Below are 22,494 nucleotides of genomic sequence, written 5' to 3'. Positions count from 1 at the left end.
AGCTTTTAGTCTGACATAGGGCCGCGATAACGAAAATTGGTGGATATTATGAAGAGCACAGCACGGGCAGTTGTAATTGGTGGTGGCGTTGTCGGCGTAAGCACGTTGTACCATCTTGCAAAAATGGGGTGGAGCGATGTCGTCTTGCTGGAGCGTAAGGAGTTAACCTCCGGCTCAACCTGGCATGCCGCGGGCCTTTTGCCGCTTTTCAACTTGAGCTATTCCGTCGGCAAGCTGCATCAATATTCGGTAGGATTATATCCGACGCTTGAGGAAGAAACCGGCCTGCATGCCGGTTTTTCGCAAGTCACGAACATCCGGTTGGCGACCACCAAAGACCGGATGGATGAGTATAATTATTATGCGGGCGTTGCGCGTACCATTGGCGTCGATGTTAATTTCCTGAGCCCCGACGACGTCAAAGATATTTGGCCGCTTGCGGATATGGATGGCGTTATCGGCGCTATCCAGCATCCCGATGACGGTTATATCCAGCCCGCCGACTTAACGCAGGCATTGGCCAAGGGCGCGCGGCAACGCGGTGCGACCATTTATCGCAACACAACCGTCACCGCGATCACGCAGCAGCCCAACGGCGAATGGCTTATTTCAACGGATCAAGGCGACATCACGTGCGAGCATGTCGTATCATGCTCCGGCAATTTCGCGCGTCAGACAGGCGCAATGGTCGGCCTCGATATCCCCGTGATCCCGGTCGAGCATCAATATATCGTGACCGAGCAGCATCCGGACATCATGGCGCGGAAAAAAGCTGGTTTGCCCGAAATGGGCGTCCTGCGCGAATCCGACGCGAGCTATTATATGCGTGAGGAAGCGGGCGGACTGTTGTTGGGGCCATATGAACTGGGTGCGCCGGCCTGCTATGTTGATGGCCCTTCGGCAACCAGCGAATATGAATTGTTCCCTGACGCGCTTGAACGGCTTGAGCCCTATATTCTCGCCGCAATGAAGCGCGTGCCAGCCTTTGGCGAGGTTGGCATTAAGCGCGTGTATAATGGCGCAATCGCTTATACGCCCGACGGGTCGCCCATTGTCGGGCCTGCATGGGGACTGAAAAACTTCTGGCTCAACGAAGGCCACAGTTTTGGCGTTACCGCAGCAGGTGGCGCTGGTTGGCAGTTGGCACATTGGATTGTCGATGGTGAACCAACGATCGACATGATGGGCGTCGATCCGCGCCGCTTTGGCGATTATGCTGGCCGCGGCTTCTTGATTGAAAAGAACGAAGAGGCTTATGCCAAGGTCTTCACCGTGCATTATCCCGATGAAGAGCGTGAAGCGGGACGCGCATTGCGGCGCACCCCTTGCTATGACCGGATGAAGGCGCTTGGCGCGGTGTTTGGCAGTGTGTTCGGCTGGGAACGCCCCAACTGGTTCGCGCCGGAAGGCTATGCGCTCAGTGAGGCTGATCTCGACAAGCCCGACGTGCTTTTGAACGACAATCATCCCGTCGTTGCCGATCAACCCATTCGCGAAAAATGGTCGTTCCGTCGGTCCAACTATTTCGAACATGTCGGCAATGAGTGTCGCCATGTGCACGAAAAAGTGGGCATTCAGGATATGAGCGCATTTGCCAAATGCGAGATATCAGGCCCGGGTGCGGAAGCCTGGCTCGACCAGCTGCTGACAAATGCGGTGCCGAAAAAGGTCGGACGCGTAACTTTGTCGTATCTGCTCACCAACAAGGGCGGCGTGCGCAGTGAGTTCACCGTCTATAAAGTCGCGCCGCAGCGTTATTATCTTGTCTCGGCTGGCGCCTATGAGCGGCATGACCATGATTATTTGAAAAAGGCCCTGCCGCGCGATGGATCCGTTAGCTTTGAACGGCTGACCACGGCGATGGGCGTGCTCGTTCTGGCGGGCCCGCGTTCGCGCGATGTGTTGGCGAAGCTGACCGATGCCGACCTGTCCAATGACGCCTTCCCATGGTTGACCGGCAAGAAAATCAGCATTGGTCTGGCGCAGGTCGATGCGCTGCGGGTCAATTTCATCGGTGAACTTGGTTGGGAAATCCATCATCCCATCGAAATGCAGAATTATATTTTCGACCGGCTGATGGAGGCTGGCGCGGAGTTTGAGATTAAGCCGTTCGGTATCCGCGCGATGACGTCAATGGCGCTCGAAAAAAGCTACAAGCTGATCCCGCGTGAATTGTCGGTTGAATATTCTGCCTTTGAAAGCGGGTTGGACCGCTTTGTCAGCCTAAAGAAACCAACCTTTCATGGCCGCGATGCATTGCTTGCATGGCAGGAACGGGGCGGTGCCAATACGCTTGTGACGATGGAAGTGCATGGCGTAACCGATGCCGATGCGCGCGGGTCTGAGCCGATTTATCATGGCGATGATGTCGTTGGCCGCGTGACCTCTGGCGGTTATGGTTGGCGCGTGGGCAAGTCGCTAGCGCTCGCGATGGTCCGGCCTGATTTGGCGCAGGCAGGTGCAGAGTTTGAAATTGCGATCTTGGGCGTTCGCCACAAGGCGACGATCATTGCGGACTCGCCGTTCGACCCTGAAAATAATGCACTGAAGAGCTAAGCCGATGTCTCGTTTCGCCCCCATCGCCGATTTGCTTGCGCAGGATCGCAAGGGCCATACCTTGCCGCGCGAATTATATGTGAGCGAAGACGCGTTCGAATTTGATACGCAAGTCATGCTAAAGTCGGTTTGGCTTTACGCCTGTACCGTCGCGCATGTGAAAAATCCGGGCGATTTCTTCGTGTTCGAACTGGCGCAGAATTCGGTCGTCATTGTGCGTGGCCGCGATATGCAAGTGCGCGCGTTTTGGAACAGCTGCCGACATCGCGGGGCCAAAATTTGCCTCGAACAGCGCGGACGGGCGCCGCGTTTAATGTGTCCCTATCATCAATGGACCTATGGTCTTGATGGTCAGCTGCTTGCCGCGCGCAGCATGGCGGAGGATTTTGACAAAGCAGATCATGGGCTTTCGCCTGTGGCGTTGGAAAATGTCGGCGGACTTATTTTTATCTGCTTGGGCGACAATCCACCGCCGATTGACCGCGTAAAGGCGGACATATCCGAACAGATTTCGGTCTATGATCTCGAAAAGCTAAAGGTCGTTGTTCAGGACAATTATATCGAAGACGCCAACTGGAAATTGGTGATGGAGAATAATCGCGAATGTTACCATTGCGACGTCGGTCATCCTGAACTGATTAGTGTGCTTGGGACAACAGGCTTTGGTAAAGATGCGCCTGACAATGCGGCAAAGCATGAAGAGTGGAAAACGCTCGGCATCGACCATGATCTGATCGAATTTCCCGACGGCTGGTGGCACCGGGTCGCGCGGTTGGCGCTGGCCAATGGCGCAGTAACGCAATCAATAGACGGCAAGCTGGCGTGTCAAAAATTGATCGGGCCATTTACTGCACCTGAAACGTCCAGCCTGTCTGTTTGGACTCAGCCCAATAGCTGGCACCATTTCTGCTGCGACCATGTCGTGACATTTTCACTGACCCCGATTTCGCCGGACAAGACATTGCTGCGCACCAGTTGGCTGGTGCACGAAGATGCGGTTGAGGGCGTCGATTACGATCCCGAACGTTTGGCCGCATTGTGGCGCAAAACAAATGAGCAGGACGGGCATTTCTCTGCGATCAACCATCGCGGGATCGCCAGCGATGGCTATATTCAGGGGCCTTATGCCGTTGAAGAAAAGCTGGTCGACGACTTTAAGAGTTTCTATGTGAGCCGCGCGAATGCCGCGCTTGAGAAAATATCATGACCCACCACAGTGCTTTCAGTCTTTTCGCCAAAGCGCTTGGCGGACATCAGGATTGGCCCGAACAATGGCCCGATGCTGCACCAAAACCGGCTTATGATGCCATCATCGTCGGCGGCGGCGGGCATGGCTTAGGGGCGGCATATTATCTCGCCAAAAAATACGGGATTACCAACGTCGCTGTGCTTGAAAAAGGCTGGATCGGCGGCGGCAACACCGGGCGGAACACAACGATTATCCGTTCAAACTATCTCTATGATGAAAGCGCGCATCTTTATGATCATGCGGTGAAGCTGTGGGATGGTTTGAGTCAGGAACTGAACTACAACGTCATGTATTCGAAACGCGGCGTCATGATGCTGGCGCACAATGTGCATGATGTGCAGAGCCTGCAACGGCATATCAATGCCAACCGGCTGAACGGTGTCGACAATGAATGGCTGACACCGCAGCAGGCCAAAGATTATTGTCCGCCCCTGAACATTTCGCCCGATGCACGGCACCCTGTGCTGGGGGCCGCTTTGCAACGGCGCGGCGGCACGGCACGGCACGATTCGGTGGCGTGGGGCTATGCGCGGGCCGCGGCGGCTTTGGGCGTTGATATCATCCAGAATTGCGCGGTTACGGCTATCCGGCGCGGTGCCGATGGTGCGGTTGAGGGCGTTGAAACCACCCGCGGGCCTATCGCTACAAAGCGTATTGGCGTGTCGGCGGCGGGCAATACGTCTGTTGTTATGCAGATGGCTGGTTTGGACTTTCCGTTGGAAAGCTACCCCTTGCAGGCACTGGTTTCAGAGCCCGTCAAACCGACGTTCCCTTGCGTCGTTATGTCGAACACAGTCCATGCCTATATGAGCCAGTCGGACAAAGGCGAATTGGTCATTGGTGCAGGCACCGACCAATATGTCAGCTACTCGCAACGCGGCGCGCTCCACATTATCGAACATACGCTCGCTGCAATCTGCGAAATTTTTCCGATTTACAGGCGGATGCGGATGTTGCGCACGTGGGGCGGGATTGTCGACGTGACACCCGACCGCTCACCGATATTGGGCAAGACCCCGGTCAAGGGGCTATATGTCAATTGCGGCTGGGGCACTGGCGGCTTTAAGGCGACGCCCGGGGCCGGCGATTTGCTGGCCTACACCATGGCGAAGGACGAGCCGCATCGCATCAACGCGCCCTTCAATCTCGACCGCTTCCGCAATGGACGGTTGATTGACGAGGCAGCAGCAGCGGCGGTGGCACACTAATGATCTTAATTCACTGCCCTTATTGTGACGAGAAACGTCCCGAAATCGAATTTGCCAACGCCGGGCAGGCGCATGTTGCCCGCCCATTGGACCCGTCAAGCCAGAGCGACGAAGAATGGGAAGCCTATCTTTTCATTCGCGCCAATCCACGCGGGCGGCATCACGAACGCTGGCGGCATGTGCATGGCTGCGGTCGCTTTTTCAACGCGGTACGCGACACAGTGACCGACAAATTTGAAACGACTTACAAGGCTGGGGAGCCGCGGCGATGAGCGGATATCGTCTCGAAAATGGCGGGCGGATTGATCGCAGCCGACCTGTGATGTTCAGCTTTGATGGACATTCCTATCAAGGTTTCGCTGGCGACACTTTGGCTTCAGCCTTGCTCGCCAATGGTGTCAGCCTTTTCGGCCGATCGTTTAAATATCACCGCCCGCGCGGAATTATGGCAGCGGGCAGTGAGGAGCCGAACGCGCTGATCTCGGTGGATCGGGGGGCAGGTCGCTTCACGCCCAATCTGCGTGCAACCGGTGTCGAGATCCATGCAGGGCTCAACGCCTTCAGTCAAAATCGTTGGCCGTCGCTAAAGCGCGATTTTGGCGCGATAAATGACCGGTTGGGTATGTTTTTCCCGGCTGGTTTTTACAATAAAACCTTCATGTGGCCGCGCTCTTTTTGGGAAAAGCTGTATGAACCAGCGATCCGCAAGATGGCTGGACTTGGCGATGCGCCGACCCAAGAAGACCCGGACATTTATGCATCCACTTATGCCCATTGCGACCTGTTGATCGTTGGCGCGGGACCCGCCGGTATTGATGCCGCATTGGAAGCTATGGGTTCGAACAAGCGGATCATCCTGATCGATGAACAGGATGAACTTGGCGGCGGTGCGCTTGCTGATCCGGCTCTATGGCCGTGGCTGGAGCGCAGTCGCAAAGCGCTAAACGATGCGCCCAATGTTACGATACTCACGCGCACGACGGCGTTCGGATATTATCACGACAACTTTATTGGCGCGGTGCAGCGGTTGACCGATCACATGCCGGACAATTCGGACAGCCCGCGCGAAAAATTATGGCGCGTGCGGGCCGGTGAAGTGGTCCTTGCGCAAGGTGCGATTGAACGGCCGCTCGTTTTTGACGGCAACGATACGCCGGGCGTGATGCTGTCGTCCGCCGCAAAGGTTTTCGGCCTTCGCTACGGCGTCGCGGTCGGCCAGTCGGTCGCGTTGATGACCGCCCATGACAGCGGCTGGCATGATGTGTTCGCCTTGGCAAAAGCGGGTGTCGGCGTAAAGGCGATCATCGATGTGCGCACCGAGGTGTCCTCTGCGCTGCTGGACGAGGCCAACCGCCTTGGCATCAACGTGCACCTTAACCATAGCGTCACTGGCGTAAATGGCCGGCACCGCGTCACATCCATCCAGATCTGCAATAATGACGATTATGTCGGCGCGCGTATCGATTGCGATGCGCTGTTGATGGCAGGCGGTTGGACGCCGAGTGTGCATCTATGGTCGCACAGCAAAGGATCGCTTGCATGGCGTGATGACATTGGCGCCTATGTTCCCGATCAACCGAACGAAAATGTGCGCTGTGTCGGGGCATGTTCAGGCGGTTGGGATTTTGGCAGCGGCGCGATTATTGATGTGTTGCCAACGCCCAAGGACCAAAGCCGGATAAAGGCCTTCGTCGATTTTCAGAATGATGTCACGGCAAAGGATATCAAGCTGGCGGTGCGTGAGGGCTTCCGCTCTATCGAGCATATCAAGCGCTACACAACCAACGGCATGGCGACCGATCAGGGCAAGACATCGAACCTCAATGGCTTGCAGATTGCATCAACAGCACTTGCCAAGCCGGTGACCGATATTGGTCTGACAAGCTTTCGCCCGCCATATACGCCGCAGACCTTCGGTGCGTTCGCAGGTCATGCAAAGGGCGCATTGTTCCAACCGACACGGACGACCAATATCGACGGCTGGGCCGCCGAAAATGGCGCAGTGTTCGAACTGGTCGCACAGTGGCGGCGCGCACGTTATTTCCCCAAAATGGGCGAGGACATGCACGCGGCGGTGAACCGCGAATGCGTTGCGGTGCGGTCGTCAGTCGGCATTTTTGATGCATCGACCTTAGGCAAGATTGAAGTCGTTGGCCCCGATGCCGCCGAATTCCTGAACCGCATGTATACCAACCCCTGGAAAGCGCTTGAGCCAGGCCGCTGCCGCTATGGGCTGCTTTTGAAAGAGGATGGCTTCATCACCGATGACGGTGTTTCGGCGCGGTTGGCGCCCGACCGCTTTCATCTGACCACCACGACTGGCGGTGCCGCGCGCGTGCTGAATATGATGGAGGATTATCTCCAGACAGAATGGCCTGACCTTGACGTCTGGTTGACCAGCACGACAGAGCAATATGCGGTTATTGCGCTGCAAGGTCCAAATGCGCGCAAATTGTTGGAACCACTGGTGGAGGGCATTGACCTATCCGCCGACGCTTTCCCGCATATGGCGATCCGCGAAGGCACAATCTGCGGCATTCCAACACGCCTTTTCCGGGTGAGCTTCACGGGCGAACTTGGTTTCGAAATCAACGTGCCGACCGCTTATGGCCGCGCCTTGTGGGAACATTTGATGGCAGAGGGTGCGAAATTTGACATCACCCCCTATGGCACGGAGGCTATGCACGTGCTGCGCGCTGAAAAGGGCTTCATCATCGTCGGACAAGATACCGACGGCACCATAACCCCGTTTGATGCCGGTCTCGATTGGGCGGTGGGCAAGAAAAAGCCGGACTTTGTTGGCAAGCGGTCCATGGCACGGCCTGACATCGTTGCGCCGGGGCGGAAACAATTGGTCGGGCTACTGACCGATGATCCCAATGTTGTACTGGAAGAAGGCGCGCAGATTGTTGCCGACCCGCGCCAGCCAATCCCGATGACGATGATCGGCCATGTGACCTCTTCTTACTGGAGCGAAACGCTTGGTCGGTCGATCGCCTTTGCCTTAGTGGCAGGTGGGCACGAGATGATGGGCGGCACGCTGCACATCCCGATGCCAGGCAAAACGCATGAGGCGAAAGTGAGCGGCATGGTTTTTTATGATGCAGAAGGAGCGCGGCTGCATGTCTGATGCCCTTTCCAGGAACGAACCCGTTTCATCCACGCCGTACGTAGCCGATGGTGTCAGCATCAGCCTTGCTGCACCGATGAAGCGTTATTCGCTGCGGGCGCGGACGGCCGAGGCTCTGGAAACTGTGCTCAACGCAAAAGTGCCACAGAAAATCGGCGCGACCGAAAGTGGCATTGCGTGCCTTGGTCCGGACGAATGGCTCCTGCGCACGGCAGCGGAGACGGCCATGCCAACCGGCGCGGGATTGCCGGTTGCCATCACCGATATCAGCGAACGGTCGATCTGCCTTGTCCTTGAAGGGCCACGCGCAGCGGAACTGCTGATGACAGGCTGCCCGCTTGATCTCGACAATTTTGCGGTCGGCCGGGCCACGCGAACAATTTATGAAACGGTCGAAATCATCATCATCCGCGACGGTGAAGATCGTTTTCATGTTGAGGTGTGGCGCAGTTTTGCCGCATGGCTGTGGACGGCGTTCACGGCGGCTGCCAGCCATTGATGGTGGCTTGAGACCTTAAGGAGAGTTCATTGGCGGATTGGGACAAAGCAATAGATCTGGGGAACTATGGCCAATCCAATCGCCATTGGGGTGGAATGCATATCAACCCCGCTGTCTTTTTCCCGACGGCCATTATTGCGTTCGCGGTCATTTTATTCAGCCTGATCGCGCCTAAAGCGTCGGCGGACCTTTTTGCGGGCTTGCGGAGTGGTGCGGTTGCCCATTTCGACTGGTTCTTCATGATGTCGGGCAATCTTCTGCTGATATTTTGCGTCGTTGTTGCAATTTCACCGCTGGGGAAAATCCGGTTGGGCGGCAAAGGCGCTACGCCTGATTATTCGCGATTGTCGTGGTTTGCTATGCTGTTTGGCGCAGGCATGGGCATCGGCTTGGTTTTTTATGGCGTGGGTGAGCCCGTCACCCATTTCACGTCTTCGATGGCAGGCGGTCCTGCGGCGCCGTTGGGCGGCGCTGTTGGCGACGCACAAGCGGCACGCAGCATCGCGATGGCGGCGACCATCTTTGACTGGGCTTTACATCCATGGGCCATTTTCGCAGTCACCGGTCTCGCGCTTGCGCTCTTCAGCTTTGATTTCAAAATGCCGTTGTCGATGCGGTCGGCATTCTACCCCTTATTTGGAAAGGCGGTTTGGGGCCGCACCGGCGACGTCATAGAAGTGCTTGCGGTCCTTGCGACTATCTTTGGACTGGCCACGTCGCTTGGGCTTGGAGCGCAGCAAGCGATGGCGGGGATCGTTTATCTTTACGGCGTAACGAGCTCGTCACTAACCATACTGGCGTTGATAGCGGTGATGGCCGCAATTACGTTTCTGTCGATCCGGGGGGGCATTGATCGCGGCATCCGCATTTTGAGCGAGGTCAACATGTGGGTTGCCTTTGCCTTGCTGGTGTTTGTCTTAACCACCGGATCCACGCTTCAGCTTATCGGCGATCTTGCGACCAATATCGTCAACTATCTCAAATTTCTTCCCGCACTATCAAATCCGGTTGGCCGCACCGACACCGGCTTTTACAATGATTGGTCGGTCTATTATTGGGCATGGTGGATCAGCTGGGCCCCATTTGTGGGCATGTTCATGGCGCGCATTTCATTGGGCCGGACGGTGCGTGAATTCATTGCCGGGGCCATGATCGCGCCGAGCCTGCTGGGCATATTGTGGCTCACGATTTTTGGGGACGCAAGCATCGCGCAAATCGTTGCGGGCAATGGTGCGGACTTGGCCAAAGCATCACTGGATACGCAGCTATTTGTGCTGCTCGGTACGTTGCCTTGGGCGCAGCTCACCTCATTTGTTGCCATTGGCCTGATCCTGATCTTTTTCGTGACGGGCTGGGACTCGGGCACGCTGGTGATTGACACCATGACTGCGGGCGGACGCACCGATACATTGCTTCGGCAAAAGACCATCTGGCTGGTCGCGGTTGGCGGTATCGGCGTCGTTCTGTTGCTTAGTGGAGGCCTCACGTCGCTTCAGGCGGGTGCAATCGCCACCGGTTTACCCTTGGCTTTGATATTGCTGTGTATGTGTCTGGGTACGCTCAGAGGATTGTTGGCGCTGCATCGCAATCCGGACTGCAGCGGCAACACATAAGCGGACCTTTTGCCGCTGCGCCGACGTCCAGAAAAGTGATGCAAGCCTGCAACGCCGCTGGCGGATAATCTGGCTATGTCGAAAATGCATAGCACTATTACTGGCGGTCTCGAATAGCCATTAGCTGAGGTAATGTTAGCCATGGGCTATACCTGCACGCTTGGGAGGGTTGCTGCATGAAACTGCCACAAGAATTCGATCTGCACGCGCTCGAAGTATTCGTGATGACCGTCGAACTTGGCGGCATGTCGCAATGTGCGGCCCATTTGCAGGTGACGCAGTCGGCGGTTTCCCAAACCATTGCGAAGCTTGAGGCCGGCATAGGCGCGTCCCTGTTCGACCGCACGATGCGGCCATTGGGCCTAACGGCCAGCGGAAAGTCGCTGTTTGCGCGCGGGCAAAAGCTGATTGCGCACGCCAGATTGGCCTATGACGAAGTGCGTGAAGGCGCAAACTTGCCCATATCCAGCATTACGGTCGCGATGTCGTTCAGCCTTGCCAACCAACTGACCGCGCCGATTTTGCATAGCCTCGGTGCGCGGGCCGACCGGTGGAATATCCGATCGGGTATCTCCATGGAGCATCAGGGCGAGTTTCTGGCGCGCGACATTGATATGCTCGTGACCGGCAGCTTCAATCTTGAGCATCGTGACACCGTCGAGCTGCACCCTGTGTTTGAAGAAAGCTTCATTCTCGTTTTCCCCAAAGATTTTCGAGAGCCGCTGGATCTTGTCGGCTTGCCATCGTCATTGCCGTTTATCCGCTTTTCGCGGCTTACCGGAACGGGGCAGCAGATTGAACGCCAGATTGTCCGGATGAAGCTGAAACTGCCGCAGATGGTTGAAGTGGAATCGTCGCATCAGCAATTGGCATTGGTGGCGGCGGGGATCGGTTGGGCGATTACCACGCCCGTTTGCTTGGCGGCGGTGCCGGAACTGCTTTCCCAATTGCGCGCCGAACCGATGACGAGGGGGCGGTTTTCACGGTCGGTCCAAGTCGTCGCGCGGATCGATGAATTGGGCAATATCCCCAGCCTAACCGCGGCTTTGTGCCAGCAGGTGTTGCAGGAAAAAATCTTCCCGCCGCTCATCGATGAATATCCATGGATGGCACAGCAATTGGCGTGGCCGTCGCCTTCGGCCGAAAACGAGGAGTTGATAGCATGATGCGGCACCTTATCGCTTCCATATTGATCTTGCTGGCTGCCCCTATCTACGCCAGCCCACCCAGTGTTCCCGGCGCCGATGCGCCCGAGCTTGCGGCAATGGGTGCATATGGCGTTGGCTTTCGTTCCGTCACCTTCACGCATCGGGACCAGCCCGACGTAGAAAACGCACAAGCGGACCCCAGCAATGTTCGCCTCGTCGACCGCAATGTACAGGTGGATATTTGGTATCCCGCCACGGCGAAAAAGGGTTCCAAAACCGTCTTGTATCGCGGCAGCTTATGGGCAGAGCCACCGCTTCCGCCGGTCGCGTTTACGCAAAAGGGTATCGCGGTTGCGGGGGCGCCAGCCGCAGGCCGCAAGCACCCGTTGGTCATTATAAGCCATGGCTATAGCAACAACCCGGCGGTTATGACGTGGTTGACCGAGAATCTTGCGTCAAAAGGCTATGTCGTTGCGGCGATCCATCATCGCGATCCAAACCCTTATGTCGTTGCACCAACCACGCGTGCTGCGCCGAATTTCAACCGGCCGCATGACATTGTATTTGCCGCGGCGCAGCTCCGCGCCACTTTGGGGGATTTGATTGCCCCGGATAATGTTGCGCTGATCGGCTATTCACAAGGTGGTTATGGGGTGCTCACCGCGGGTGGCGCAACGCTTGACCCTGCGGGTCCGAATATGAATGCGGTTGCGGGTGGGTGGCTGAAGAAATTCGCGCGCCGCAGTGCGGATGCTGACGCTATCAAAGTGCCAGGCGTCAAGGCTGTGGTGGCACTGGCGCCGGCTGGCGGCGCACCGAGCAGCGCATGGGGGGCCGAGGGCCTCGCCGCGCTGACGGCGCCGCTGTTTCTGATACACGGCGATAGCGACTTTACTGTTGACTATAAAACGGGGGCGCTGGCCGTCTTTGGTGGCGCTGTAAATGCCGACCGCTATTTGCTCACTTACAAGCAAGCTGGCCATGCAATCGCGCTCAACCCTGCGCCGCGTGAAATGCGTGGTTCGCTGTGGGACATAGACTGGTTCGAAGACCCGATTTGGCGGCGGGACCGGATCAATGCCATCAACCTGCACTTTATTTCCGCGTTTCTGGCCGTGCATTTACGGGGCGACGAGAGCAAAAATGCGTATCTTAAAGTCGCCACCGAAAATTCAGATGATGGCGTGTGGAATGCGCCCGCCGGGACGCCATGGGGTGCGTATAGCCCGGGCGGCGAAAATGTTACCTTGTGGAAGGGTTTCCAGCAACGGCATGCGCGCGGTATGACGCTTCGTTATGCGCCTAAAGCGTCAGACTGAGCGCTGCTGTCTTCCAAAAATGGATCATGGCTTCGCTGTAGCTGAGCGGAACATAGGCGTGGCAGATATCGTCATCCACCACATGCAGGCGAACATTGACGTGGTCGATGATTGTTGCCGCGCTGCATCCGGACGAGAAATTCGGGTTTTCCGCATCGAAAACGCCGCCTTCCATCAACAATGTGCGCCAGCCTTTTCCAGAAAGCTGCACCCGCACAATGCTGCCGCCAATTGCGGTTAGCGCACCGTCATCCTCCAATATGCCGGGCAGGGCCGACACATCGCCTTCGACCAGCCAGACGGTGGGTTCATAACGGATGAGACGCAGTGCATCATTGCCGCCAGAACGACCCATGGCGGGCAAGGCAAAGCCGGCAGCTTTCTTAAACCTTGCTGCAACAGCCGCTGGGTTGCTCCATATCTCCAGAGCATGAAGCGGCGCTGCGGGCAGCATTGTGATTGTTACATCAGTCACGATAACGCTCCCCGGCCGTGTCGTAGAAATGCGGTGCCACAACGCGGACCCGCGCCATTTGACCGCGCGTGGGTGAGGTTGCGATAAGCTCTTCCCCGTGCCGTGCAAAGCCGTCGGTCAATTGGCCAAGCGCAATCGACCCGCCGTCCAGTATCCGAAACGCAGCGGCGCTGACATGGCCCTGTGGGGACACGCCTTCGCCTGTGACAAGCATCGCGCCTTCGGGAATGTTACCTTCTATTGCTTCAAGCCCGACCAGTTGCCGCCGTCCGGCTTCGGACAAGGCAGGGCGCGACAGGCCGGACGCGCCGACATAGCCACCGGCCTTGTTGAGCATCTTGTCGAGCGCCAGATCATGCGGGGTCATCCGCCCGTCGACTTCGCCGCCGACGACCAAATGGCCTTTTTCGATACGCAGGAATTCCATTGCCTCAAGGCCATAGAGTGCGCCGCCCTGCTTGGCGACCTCTGCCTCGCACGCAGCCCAAACGGGTGCGGCATGGCTTGCCTCGACATAAATTTCGAACGCGCGTTCGCCGCTGTAGCTGGCGGCGAGAACAATCACCGGAACGCCGGCAATCATGGCCGGAACCGTCGACATATGGCGCGGTGGTTCTTCGCCAATCAATGTCGCCAGCGTCGCCTTAGCTTGCGGCCCTGCGACCGCAATCCCGGCATAATGTTCCTGCACATTGACGGCGGAGACGCGCAAATGCGGGCAGAGATATTGGCGGACATAGGAAATATGCGTCGCCATCCGGTCCGCGCCGCCGGTTGAGCTGGTCAACAGATAACGGTTCTCGTCCAACCGCCAAACGGTACCGTCGTCGAAAACAAAACCGTCCTCGCGCAGCATGAATGTGTATCGGCCACGTCCGACCGCAAGTTTGCCGACCGTCGTTGCGCAGATGATTTCCAGAAACGCGGCGGCATCTGGCCCGGACACTTCAAACTTCGCGAGCGTTGAAACGTCAGTCATCCCGACATTTGAACGCACCGCTTTGGCTTCACGCAGTGCCGCTTGCGCCAAAGTTTCGTTGCCCACCGGATAGGCACGGGGGCGGAACCAATATCCCAGCGGCTGCCAGATCGGGTTCTTCGCGGCGTGCACATCGTACAGCGCGAGGCGACGAACATGCGCGCCTGCGTCTTTCGCGCCAGCGCCCGCCAACAAGCCCATCGTAACCGGCGTATAAGGCGGACGGAATGTGGTCAGCCCCGCCTCGGGAATAGCCACGCCCTGCTTTTCGGCCAGCCGCCCGAGCGCCGCCATATTGCTGAGCTTGCCCTGATCGGTCGCCATTCCGAGTGTGGTATAACGTTTGAGATGCTCAACCGAGCGATAGCCCTCGGCCCAAGCCAGATCGACATCCGACAACGTCACATCATTCTGAAAATCGATGAAGCTTTTCTTTGGTGTGGAAACCGGGACGACATTGAACACGGGGTCAGGATTGGCCGCCCCGCCGATCGTCGTCACATTCTGACGCGATGCCGCAGGGACAAAGGCTTGCGCAGCATCGTTCCAATCGAGCGTGCCGCCTGCCTGCATATGCAGATGCACCACGGGCGTGAAGCCACCGGAAACAGCGAGCAGATCAGCATCCCAACTTTGCGTCAGGCCACTGACACGCGCGGTCACGCTTTTCAGGCAATGGCGCGCGCCTTTGGTCGAAAGCGGAACGGCGTTGTGATAGACTGGCAGGCCGCTGTCCGCGCCCGCCGGTGCTGGCCGTGCATCGAGGATGGCAACGATCTCAGCTCCAGCCGCCTTCAGAGCGTAGGCCGTTTTATACGCGTCATCATTATTGGTCGCGATCACCACGCGTTTGCCCGGGACGACGCCAAAACGATTCAGATAGGTCCGCACCGCTTGCGACAGCATTACGCCGGGGCGGTCATTATGCGCAAAGGCCATAGGGCGTTCAATGCTGCCAGTCGCAAGTATCACTTGGCCCGCCCGCACATGCCAAAGCCGCTGTGCAACGCCGTGCGGCGGGATTTGACCCGGTTCGGCTATGCGCTGCGTCAGCGTGACCAGATCATGCTCCCAATATCCAGACGCGGTGGTGCGGGTGAGGATGCGTCCGCCGGCGGCGCGGATACGGGTTTGGGTCGATTCCACCCAGGCACCATCGCGATCTTGGCCGTCGCGGATTAACGAGGCACCCAGAATATTGTCCTGTTCGATGAGGATGACGCTTTTGCCAGCTTCAGCGGCTTCGAGAGCGGCGGAAAGTCCGGCTGGTCCGGCACCGACCACAAGCACATCGCAAAAGGCCGCACGGTGGCTAAAATGATCGGGGTCTGTCTTCGTCGGCGCATTGCCGAGGCCCGCCGCTTTACGAATGAAATATTCGTAGATCATCCATCGTTTGGCCGAACCGAAAAAGGTCTTGTAATAGAAACCGGCAGACAGGGCAGGCGCGGCCAAGCCAAAGACAGAACCGATATCGAATGACAGGTTCGGCCAGCGGTTCTGGCTTTTGGCGACCAGCCCTTCATATACAAAAACATCGGTCGCGCGGGTATTGGGTTCAGTGCGTCCGCCATAGCCGATGGTGACGAGCGCGTTTGGCTCCTCAACGCCAGCTGTCATAATCCCGCGTGGACGGTGATATTTGAAGCTGCGGCCAACAAGGCCAATGCCGTTGCGCAAGAGCGCGGCAGCGAGTGTGTCGCCTTTTTCTGCTTGATAGGTCTTGCCGTCGAAACTGAAGTTTATCACGGCAGAGCCTCCGGACCAACGGCACGGGTGGCGCTGATTTCATTCGTCACACGGTTGCGCGTGATCACCATCCATGCACGGCAACCATAAGTGTGCCGCCAGATTTCTTCATCAACACCGCGTGGATTGTTGCGTGTGAAGAGCGTTTTCATCGCCTCTTCGGGTGCAGCATCAAGCGACACCACCGCGTCTACGGTGCGTTCGTATATAAACTCCGCCTGATCGCGCGGGCCGCAATGGGGACAGGTGAACTGCATCATTAGCGACTGTTCGGCATTGGGCCGCTCCCTGTTTCATCGATTGTCGCACCGCGTTCGAAACGGTCGAGCGCAAATGGCGCATTCAGGGCATGTGGTTTGCCGGTTGCGAGTGTGTGCGCATATGTCCAACCCGACGCCGGTGTCGCCTTGAACCCGCCATAGCACCAACCGCCGTTGAGAAAGAGGTTCTTCACCGGCGTTTCGCCAATGATTGGCGCGCCGTCAAAGCTCATATCGGTCACGCCAGACCATGTCCGCACCATGCGCAGACGTGATAGCGCCGGGACGAGCGCCAGGCCCTGTGCCACGGCACGTTCCATGACCATCGGATTGCCGCGTTGGGCATAGCTTGGCCAGTTATCAGGGTCCCCGCCAAAGACGATGCCGCCCTTGTCAGACTGGCTGATATAGCAATGCAGCGATTGCGACATGATCACGCTGTTTATCATTGGCTTGACGCCTTCGGTCACCATCGCCTGCAACGTTTGCGATTCCACAGGCAGTTTAAGGCCCGCCAGCCCTGCGACATGGCCGCTATGACCGGCAACGCAAATGCCGACGCGCCCGGCGTTGATCCGCCCGCGCGTGGTTTCCACGCCGACCACCGCATCGCCATCACGGACAAAGCCTGTGACTTCGCATTTCTGGATGATGTCGACGCCAAGGCTATCTGCGCCGCGCGCATAGCCCCAAGCGACGGCATCATGGCGGGCAGTACCGCCGCGCCGCTGAATCAAGCCACCCTCAATCGGGAAACGTGCATCGCGTGACATGTCGAGCAACGGTTCCAGCTTTTGCACTTCGTCCCGGGTCATTAAATCTGCATCGATCCCGTCGCACCGCATCGCGTCGCCGCGTTCGGCAAGCTTGGTCATATCGGCGTCGCTGTGACCCAGAAACATTGCGCCGCGTGGGGAGAACATGACGTTGTAATTCAACTCGTCGCTTAAATGCTCCCACATTTTCAGGCCGAATTCGAACAGGTCGTGCAATGGCTTTAGCCGGTAGTTTGACCGAACAATCGTCGTGTTACGTCCGGTGTTGCCACCGCCTATCCAGCCCTTTTCCAGAACCGCGATATTTTTCAGGCCATGGACCTTGGCAAGATAATAAGCCGTCGCCAGACCGTGCCCGCCGCCGCCGATGATGATGATATCATAATGCGATTTAGGCTCCGGATCGCGCCACGCAGGTTGCCAATGCTTCTGCCCGTTCAAAGCACCGCGCAGCAATCCGAAAGCCGAATATTGGCTCATGAAATCGGCATCCACCCGCGCTTTTCGCGCCAATCGGACTCGAGATTGTCGAAACGCGATAGTTTGAGGATATCGATATCGGCAAACGAACATTTCCCGTCGATCACCAGATCACGGATCGCGTGACCCGACGCTGGCGATAGGCCGAAGCCAACGCTCGACATCGACGCAACCACGACATTGTCTGGGCTGGTGAGGCGGTCGATGATGGGACGGCCATCGGGCGAGTTTTCGATGATGCCAGCCCAGCTGCGGATGACATTCAGATGCGCCGCCTTTGGCAAAAGTTCTGCCAATCGTTTCGCAAGGTTGCGGGCCAACGGCGTTGACGGACGCGCGGCCGGGCCAGTTGCGTCCACATCAAGCCATTCATGCGGGCCACCGCCATAAGCGAGGTTTCCGCGCAGCGTTTGGCGGCCATAGATTTTGTGGCCGTCAACGCCGCCAAGCGGCATCATTGGCGCAGGTTCAGTGATGATCATTTCCGCGCGGGCGGCTGCCAATGGCACGTCGACGCCAAGCTGTGCCATCAATTGCGGGATCTGCGGTCCTGCCGCCACCACGACGGCGTCACAGCCATAAGTGGCGTTCGCGGTCTTCACGGCCGTCACCTTGCCACCAGCGGTTTCAAAACCGGTTACCGGGCTGTGCTGAACGATTTTTCCGCCCAGATCTTGCAGAGCCCAAGCATAAGCCTGAACACTGCGCTGTGGGTTTGCGTGTCCACCAAATTTATAATGCACACCGCCAAAGCTGTTGTCGCCTGCCAAAGGCACAGCCTCTTGCACCTGTTTGACGTCCAGCAATTCCACCGGATGATTAAGCCGCGTGTGACGTTCGGCAATGAAACGATATTGTTCCCACTGCCGCTCGGTCATCGCAATCAGGATGCGGCCTTTTTGGTGCTCGGTCGGATAGCCAAGCAATTCGTCCATTTGCGGCCAAAGGCGCTGCTCTTCGTCAAACAATGGGCTCGAATAATGCGATGCACCGCCGCCATTACGTCCGGAGGCTTCCCAACCGACGATGAACTTGTCGAGTACTGTGACCTTGACCCCAGAACGCGCGAGCCACCAGCCCGCGCTCAGGCCCGTAACGCCGCCGCCGACGATGACAACTTCCGAACCGCTCATGTGTACATCCCCGTGTAAAGCATCTGGCGATGCTCATCCTGATAAGGCGTGTTGATATCCTCAACCGGCACCCATTGGGTAGGGATACCAAACCAGACATCCCATGCAGCGTCCATTTCCGCAGGCTCATCCCATTCCGCAAGGATTTTGAGCGGCAGCGGACGAACGGGTGCGCGGTGGCTGGCGAGCGGGATTGAGCCAAATGGCTTGTCCGCCTCAATCGCCAGCAACATTGCAACTTGGTCGCGGCAACGGCGACCCTGGCACACGCCCATGCCTGCGCGCGTCAGACGCTTGATCTGGTCCGGATTGGCCGGGCCGTCCTGAAGCAAAGTGTCCAGCGAACGGGCGCACATTGGCGCTGGGCGCGACAGGTAATTTGGTGGCTGTACGCCAATCAAATCGGCGCGCGTGACTTCTTCGCATTGGCAAATGATCGTGTCATCGGCGCTGATGTCAGATAGCGCGCGCATCCAGTCCATACGGTAGGCGATATGGTCGAAACCGCTATCTGCAAGCCCTGCACAATCGCCCACGGCCGTGACCGAAGGTTCGCCGGCCGGAATGTATCCGCCCCGCGTGGCGTTCAGCGCGCGCGGGCCGTGCATCGCATCCACCAGTTCGATCGACGGGATCAGGCCAATAGCGACGCAGATCGTGTCACAGGCGATCACGTCTCCGGTTGATAGCGTTGCGCTTTCAATGCCGTTGATGCCGCCTGTTGCCGATGTAATGGTCTGTCCACAATGGATGGCGATGCCAGCGGCTGCGACCTGGGCGACCAGTTCGGCATTCCCTTGCGGTGCATCGCGGACTTCAATCAGGCCAACCACGTCGATACCGCGCGCCTGCGCCAGCAGTGCGGTTTCGAGCGCGAGATCATGCGAGCCCAAGACCAAAATGCGCTGTCCGGCAAATGCCTCATAACGGGTAAGCAGCATTTGAAGCGCCGCCGCGCCCATGACGCCAGGCTGGTTCCAACCGGGGAACGACATCGCCAAATCGCGCGCGCCGGTCGCGAGGATAATTTTATCAAAACCGACCAAATATGATCGTTCGGAATCGGCGAGGCCGACAACTTGCTGCGGCAGGCTGGCGACGCCGGGTCCATTGCGGTAAACGCCCCATGCCGTTGTGCCGAGCAACAATTCGACGCCGGCATCCATTGCGGTTTCAAGCGCGGGCATGCTCATGAAGATAGCTTCGAGCATGCGGTCTGTATTCTGGGTCGCTGCGGTCATCCGCCCGCCAAAATATAGCGGTATATCATTGCCCATCAACGCGCCCGAAACGGGGTTTTCATCAACCAGCAGCACTTTGGCTCCGGCTTTGGCCGCGTCGATCGCCGCAGCTATGCCGCTTGGCCCCGCGCCAACAACCACGGTATCATAATGCGTTTCAGGAGCGCTGCGCGTTCCATTAATCGCGCATAAATCGGTTCCGGTAAAATTCAGTTCCATTACACCGCCTCCAGCGCTTGGCGCAAATCGCCTATTAAATCGTCAACATGTTCCAACCCGACCGACAGTCGGATCGTGCCATCGGTAATACCGCCTGCCAACCGCTGGGCGGGGGGGACCGCATAATGCGTCGTGCTCGCCGAATGGCAGATTAAAGTTTCCGAACCGCCCAGACTGACCGCTACCTTAAGCAGCTTTAATTGGTCAAGCATGCGGAAGGCCTCTGCCTCACCGCCGTGCAGGTGGAACGAGAATGTCGAACCGGCTGCCTTGCACTGCCGGTCATAGACTGCGCGCCGACGTGTGCCGGGTTCAAGGAAACCCAAATAGGTCACACCCGCGACCTTGGGATGATCGCGCAGAAATTCGGCAACACCGCGCGCGTTTTGCATCGCACGCTCGGTGCGCACCGCGACCGATTCCAATGAACGCAGGACAAGCCATGACGTATAGGGATCGAGGTGATTGCCCCACGTCGTGCGTTGCATGCGCAGATGGTCGATCAATTCCTTGCGACCCGAAATCCCGCCTGCCAGCAGATCACTATGCCCACCGCAATATTTTGTCAGCGAGGTCATACATAGGTCGACACCATGTTCGATGGGTCGCTGCGCGAATGGCCCGAGCAAGGTGTTGTCGACCACCACCAGCGGCCGGTGGCCTTGCATGGCACCGACTTCGTCCGCAATCCGTACCATCAGATCAAGATCAACCACGGCTGCGGTCGGGTTGGCGGGTGTCTCGGCGATGATAAGCTTCAACGGACCCTTGGCCATCGCTTCATCAGCCGCTTTGCGGACATCGTCTTCATCCGTGCCATCGGTATAGGCAGCGACATGCGATCCGAATTGCGGCATGATGCTGTTGTAGAGCATGTCGACGCCACCATAGATTGGGCGGCCATGCAGCACGCTGTCGCCGGGGCGGACATATGCAAGCGCAATGCTTGAATGCGCGGCCATGCCGCTGGAATATGCAACCGCTTCCTCTGCGCCATCGATGGCCGCGAGGCGTTTTTCAAGGAAGTCCAAGCCTGGATGCCCCAACCGCGAATAAATGTGGTTGGTTTCGCCCACCAGCGGCCCCGTGCCGTCAAAATATGCTTCGTGCACATTCTTGGCATGTTGCGCCGAAGGATAGACAAAGGTGGATGTCATGAAGATCGGTGGCTTGACCGATCCCATGCCCATTTCCGGGTCATAACCAAATGCGACTGCCAGCGTTTCGGGGCGCAACCCCTTGATGTTATCCTTTGCCATGGGTTGCAATATAATCACGAGCCTTGTCGCAATAATAGTCCGTAAAACGCAAAGCGAGCATTTCGGCTTCTTGCGAATAGGGGCCGGGGGTGTAGCCGGGGCTGTTCACACCCAATTGATTGTTTTCGGCCAGCATCTTGTCTTCCAAATTTGTCATGGTCCACAATGAAATGAGTTTTTCGACGTCATAATCGACGCCTTCGACAGCATCTTTATGGACATACCATTTGCCGGTGACATGGGTTTCATTGGGGCCAACGGGCATAGCGCTGAACATGAAAACATGGTCTGCGGTGCAATGGACAAAACAGTGCGGATCAACCGCCCAGCGCATGGAACCGATATCGCCTTCGTTGGCGTCGCACATCAGCTTTTTGGACAGGTGCTTCCCGTCGCCCGATATCGAAACGCAGCCTTCGTTCAATGCAAAGCGTGCGATTTGCCAATAATGCCCCTCAACCGGGGTTTGCGGCAGGCCAAGCGCATCCATTTTTTCTTCGAAAGCCATGACGCGCGCATCTTCGCCGCTATCAAAATGCTTCGACATTCCGACCGGAAATGTTTTGGACAGTTCGGGGTGGCCGGTGCTGCAGTGATAGCATTCGCGGCCATTTTCCATAACCAGTTTCCAGTTGGCATTTTCGACCAGAACGCTTTCGTACGCGAGCTTTGCATCTTTCAGATTATGCGGCGCTGCATATTCGGCAAGCTTTGCGCTAAAGTCGTCAATGGGCGGCGGTGTTTCGGACAGGCAGATGAAGATCGCCCCTGCAACACATTCGATAGCGACAGGTTTCAGGCCATGTTCGGCTTTGTCAAAATCATCGCCCATCCGGTTTGCCGCAAACAAAGAGCCATCCAGATCATATGTCCAACGATGATAAGGACACACCAGCTTTGGCGCGGTCCCGCTGCCGACGGCGCAAATCATGGAGCCGCGATGGCGGCAGCTGTTGTGAAAGGCACGGATATCACCCTGCCGATCACGCGTGATGATAACCGGCCATTTGCCGACCATCATCGATAGATAGCTTCCGGCCTTGGGCAGTTCGCATTCGAGACCAGCCATAAGCCAACTTTGGCCGAAAATAGCGGCCATATCGAAATCGAAGCTATCAGGATCGGTGTAAAGACCCTGCGGTAAGGTGTGTCCTTCGCGACGCTGCTGGAACAGCGCGTCAATCCGCCCTAAGTCCATTTT

At 57.4% G+C, this 22,494-nt stretch carries 17 protein-coding genes; 9 read left to right on the top strand and 8 right to left on the bottom strand.

The window, feature by feature from the left end; translation table 11 throughout:
* Positions 1-48 precede the first annotated feature (48 nt).
* The 9 genes from ACIQ0G_RS01080 to ACIQ0G_RS01040 all read left to right on the top strand — a co-directional run bounded on the left by ACIQ0G_RS01080 (position 49) and on the right by ACIQ0G_RS01040 (position 12,722).
* Positions 49-2,556: an FAD-dependent oxidoreductase gene (locus ACIQ0G_RS01080; RefSeq protein WP_397576307.1), complete on the top strand. Its 2,508-nt coding sequence runs from the start codon at positions 49-51 to the stop codon at positions 2,554-2,556.
* A 4-nt stretch (positions 2,557-2,560) separates the two neighbouring features.
* Positions 2,561-3,763 (top strand): aromatic ring-hydroxylating dioxygenase subunit alpha, encoded by a 1,203-nt coding sequence (locus ACIQ0G_RS01075; protein ID WP_397576306.1) that lies wholly within the window; start codon positions 2,561-2,563, stop codon positions 3,761-3,763.
* Positions 3,760-5,013: a sarcosine oxidase subunit beta family protein gene (locus tag ACIQ0G_RS01070; RefSeq protein WP_324478398.1), complete on the top strand. Its 1,254-nt coding sequence runs from the start codon at positions 3,760-3,762 to the stop codon at positions 5,011-5,013. The genes ACIQ0G_RS01075 and ACIQ0G_RS01070 overlap by 4 nt, the downstream gene beginning before the upstream one ends.
* A complete protein-coding gene (locus ACIQ0G_RS01065; RefSeq protein WP_183942237.1) occupies positions 5,013-5,285 on the top strand; it encodes a sarcosine oxidase subunit delta in 273 nt (90 codons plus the stop codon). Before ACIQ0G_RS01070 ends, ACIQ0G_RS01065 begins: the two co-directional genes overlap by 1 nt.
* Positions 5,282-8,143 carry a sarcosine oxidase subunit alpha gene (locus ACIQ0G_RS01060; protein WP_397576305.1) on the top strand — a complete coding sequence of 954 codons (2,862 nt, stop codon included), beginning with the start codon at positions 5,282-5,284 and terminating at the stop codon, positions 8,141-8,143. Before ACIQ0G_RS01065 ends, ACIQ0G_RS01060 begins: the two co-directional genes overlap by 4 nt.
* Positions 8,136-8,642: a sarcosine oxidase subunit gamma gene (locus ACIQ0G_RS01055; protein WP_397576304.1), complete on the top strand. Its 507-nt coding sequence runs from the start codon at positions 8,136-8,138 to the stop codon at positions 8,640-8,642. The genes ACIQ0G_RS01060 and ACIQ0G_RS01055 overlap by 8 nt, the downstream gene beginning before the upstream one ends.
* Before the next feature lie 95 nt (positions 8,643-8,737).
* Complete coding sequence (locus tag ACIQ0G_RS01050) at positions 8,738-10,255, top strand: BCCT family transporter (protein WP_397576303.1); 1,518 nt, start codon at positions 8,738-8,740, stop codon at positions 10,253-10,255.
* Between the two features lie 176 nt (positions 10,256-10,431).
* On the top strand, positions 10,432-11,421 hold the full coding sequence (locus ACIQ0G_RS01045) for a LysR family transcriptional regulator (RefSeq protein WP_397576302.1): 990 nt from the start codon (positions 10,432-10,434) through the stop codon (positions 11,419-11,421).
* Positions 11,418-12,722, top strand: a complete 1,305-nt coding sequence (locus ACIQ0G_RS01040; RefSeq protein WP_397576301.1) for an alpha/beta hydrolase family protein — start codon at positions 11,418-11,420, stop codon at positions 12,720-12,722. Before ACIQ0G_RS01045 ends, ACIQ0G_RS01040 begins: the two co-directional genes overlap by 4 nt.
* Here the strand turns inward: ACIQ0G_RS01040 and ACIQ0G_RS01035 are convergent.
* From ACIQ0G_RS01035 to ACIQ0G_RS01000, 8 genes are all read right to left on the bottom strand, one after another.
* Complete coding sequence (locus ACIQ0G_RS01035; protein WP_397576300.1) at positions 12,706-13,197, bottom strand: hypothetical protein; 492 nt, start codon at positions 13,195-13,197, stop codon at positions 12,706-12,708. The genes ACIQ0G_RS01040 and ACIQ0G_RS01035 overlap by 17 nt on opposite strands.
* Positions 13,190-15,925 carry an FAD-dependent oxidoreductase gene (locus ACIQ0G_RS01030; RefSeq protein ID WP_397576299.1) on the bottom strand — a complete coding sequence of 912 codons (2,736 nt, stop codon included), beginning with the start codon at positions 15,923-15,925 and terminating at the stop codon, positions 13,190-13,192. Before ACIQ0G_RS01030 ends, ACIQ0G_RS01035 begins: the two co-directional genes overlap by 8 nt.
* Positions 15,922-16,185: a sarcosine oxidase subunit delta gene (locus tag ACIQ0G_RS01025; RefSeq protein ID WP_397576298.1), complete on the bottom strand. Its 264-nt coding sequence runs from the start codon at positions 16,183-16,185 to the stop codon at positions 15,922-15,924. Before ACIQ0G_RS01025 ends, ACIQ0G_RS01030 begins: the two co-directional genes overlap by 4 nt.
* Complete coding sequence (locus ACIQ0G_RS01020) at positions 16,185-17,441, bottom strand: sarcosine oxidase subunit beta family protein (RefSeq protein ID WP_324478379.1); 1,257 nt, start codon at positions 17,439-17,441, stop codon at positions 16,185-16,187. Before ACIQ0G_RS01020 ends, ACIQ0G_RS01025 begins: the two co-directional genes overlap by 1 nt.
* Entirely contained in the window at positions 17,438-18,574 is a 1,137-nt protein-coding gene (locus ACIQ0G_RS01015; protein WP_324478377.1) for an FAD-binding oxidoreductase, read from the bottom strand. Before ACIQ0G_RS01015 ends, ACIQ0G_RS01020 begins: the two co-directional genes overlap by 4 nt.
* Complete coding sequence (locus ACIQ0G_RS01010) at positions 18,571-20,034, bottom strand: NAD(P)/FAD-dependent oxidoreductase (protein ID WP_397576297.1); 1,464 nt, start codon at positions 20,032-20,034, stop codon at positions 18,571-18,573. The genes ACIQ0G_RS01015 and ACIQ0G_RS01010 overlap by 4 nt, the downstream gene beginning before the upstream one ends.
* Positions 20,034-21,293, bottom strand: a complete 1,260-nt coding sequence (locus ACIQ0G_RS01005) for a cystathionine gamma-synthase family protein (protein ID WP_397576296.1) — start codon at positions 21,291-21,293, stop codon at positions 20,034-20,036. The genes ACIQ0G_RS01010 and ACIQ0G_RS01005 overlap by 1 nt, the downstream gene beginning before the upstream one ends.
* On the bottom strand, positions 21,280-22,494 hold a 1,215-nt coding region (locus ACIQ0G_RS01000; protein WP_397576295.1), incomplete at its 5' end, for an aromatic ring-hydroxylating dioxygenase subunit alpha. The genes ACIQ0G_RS01000 and ACIQ0G_RS01005, both read right to left, overlap by 14 nt.

The organism is Sphingorhabdus sp., from assembly GCF_044354325.1.
Lineage (GTDB): Bacteria > Pseudomonadota > Alphaproteobacteria > Sphingomonadales > Sphingomonadaceae > Sphingorhabdus_B.
Note: the sequence above shows the minus strand (reverse complement) of the source record. Positions and strands in the feature narration are given on the sequence as shown.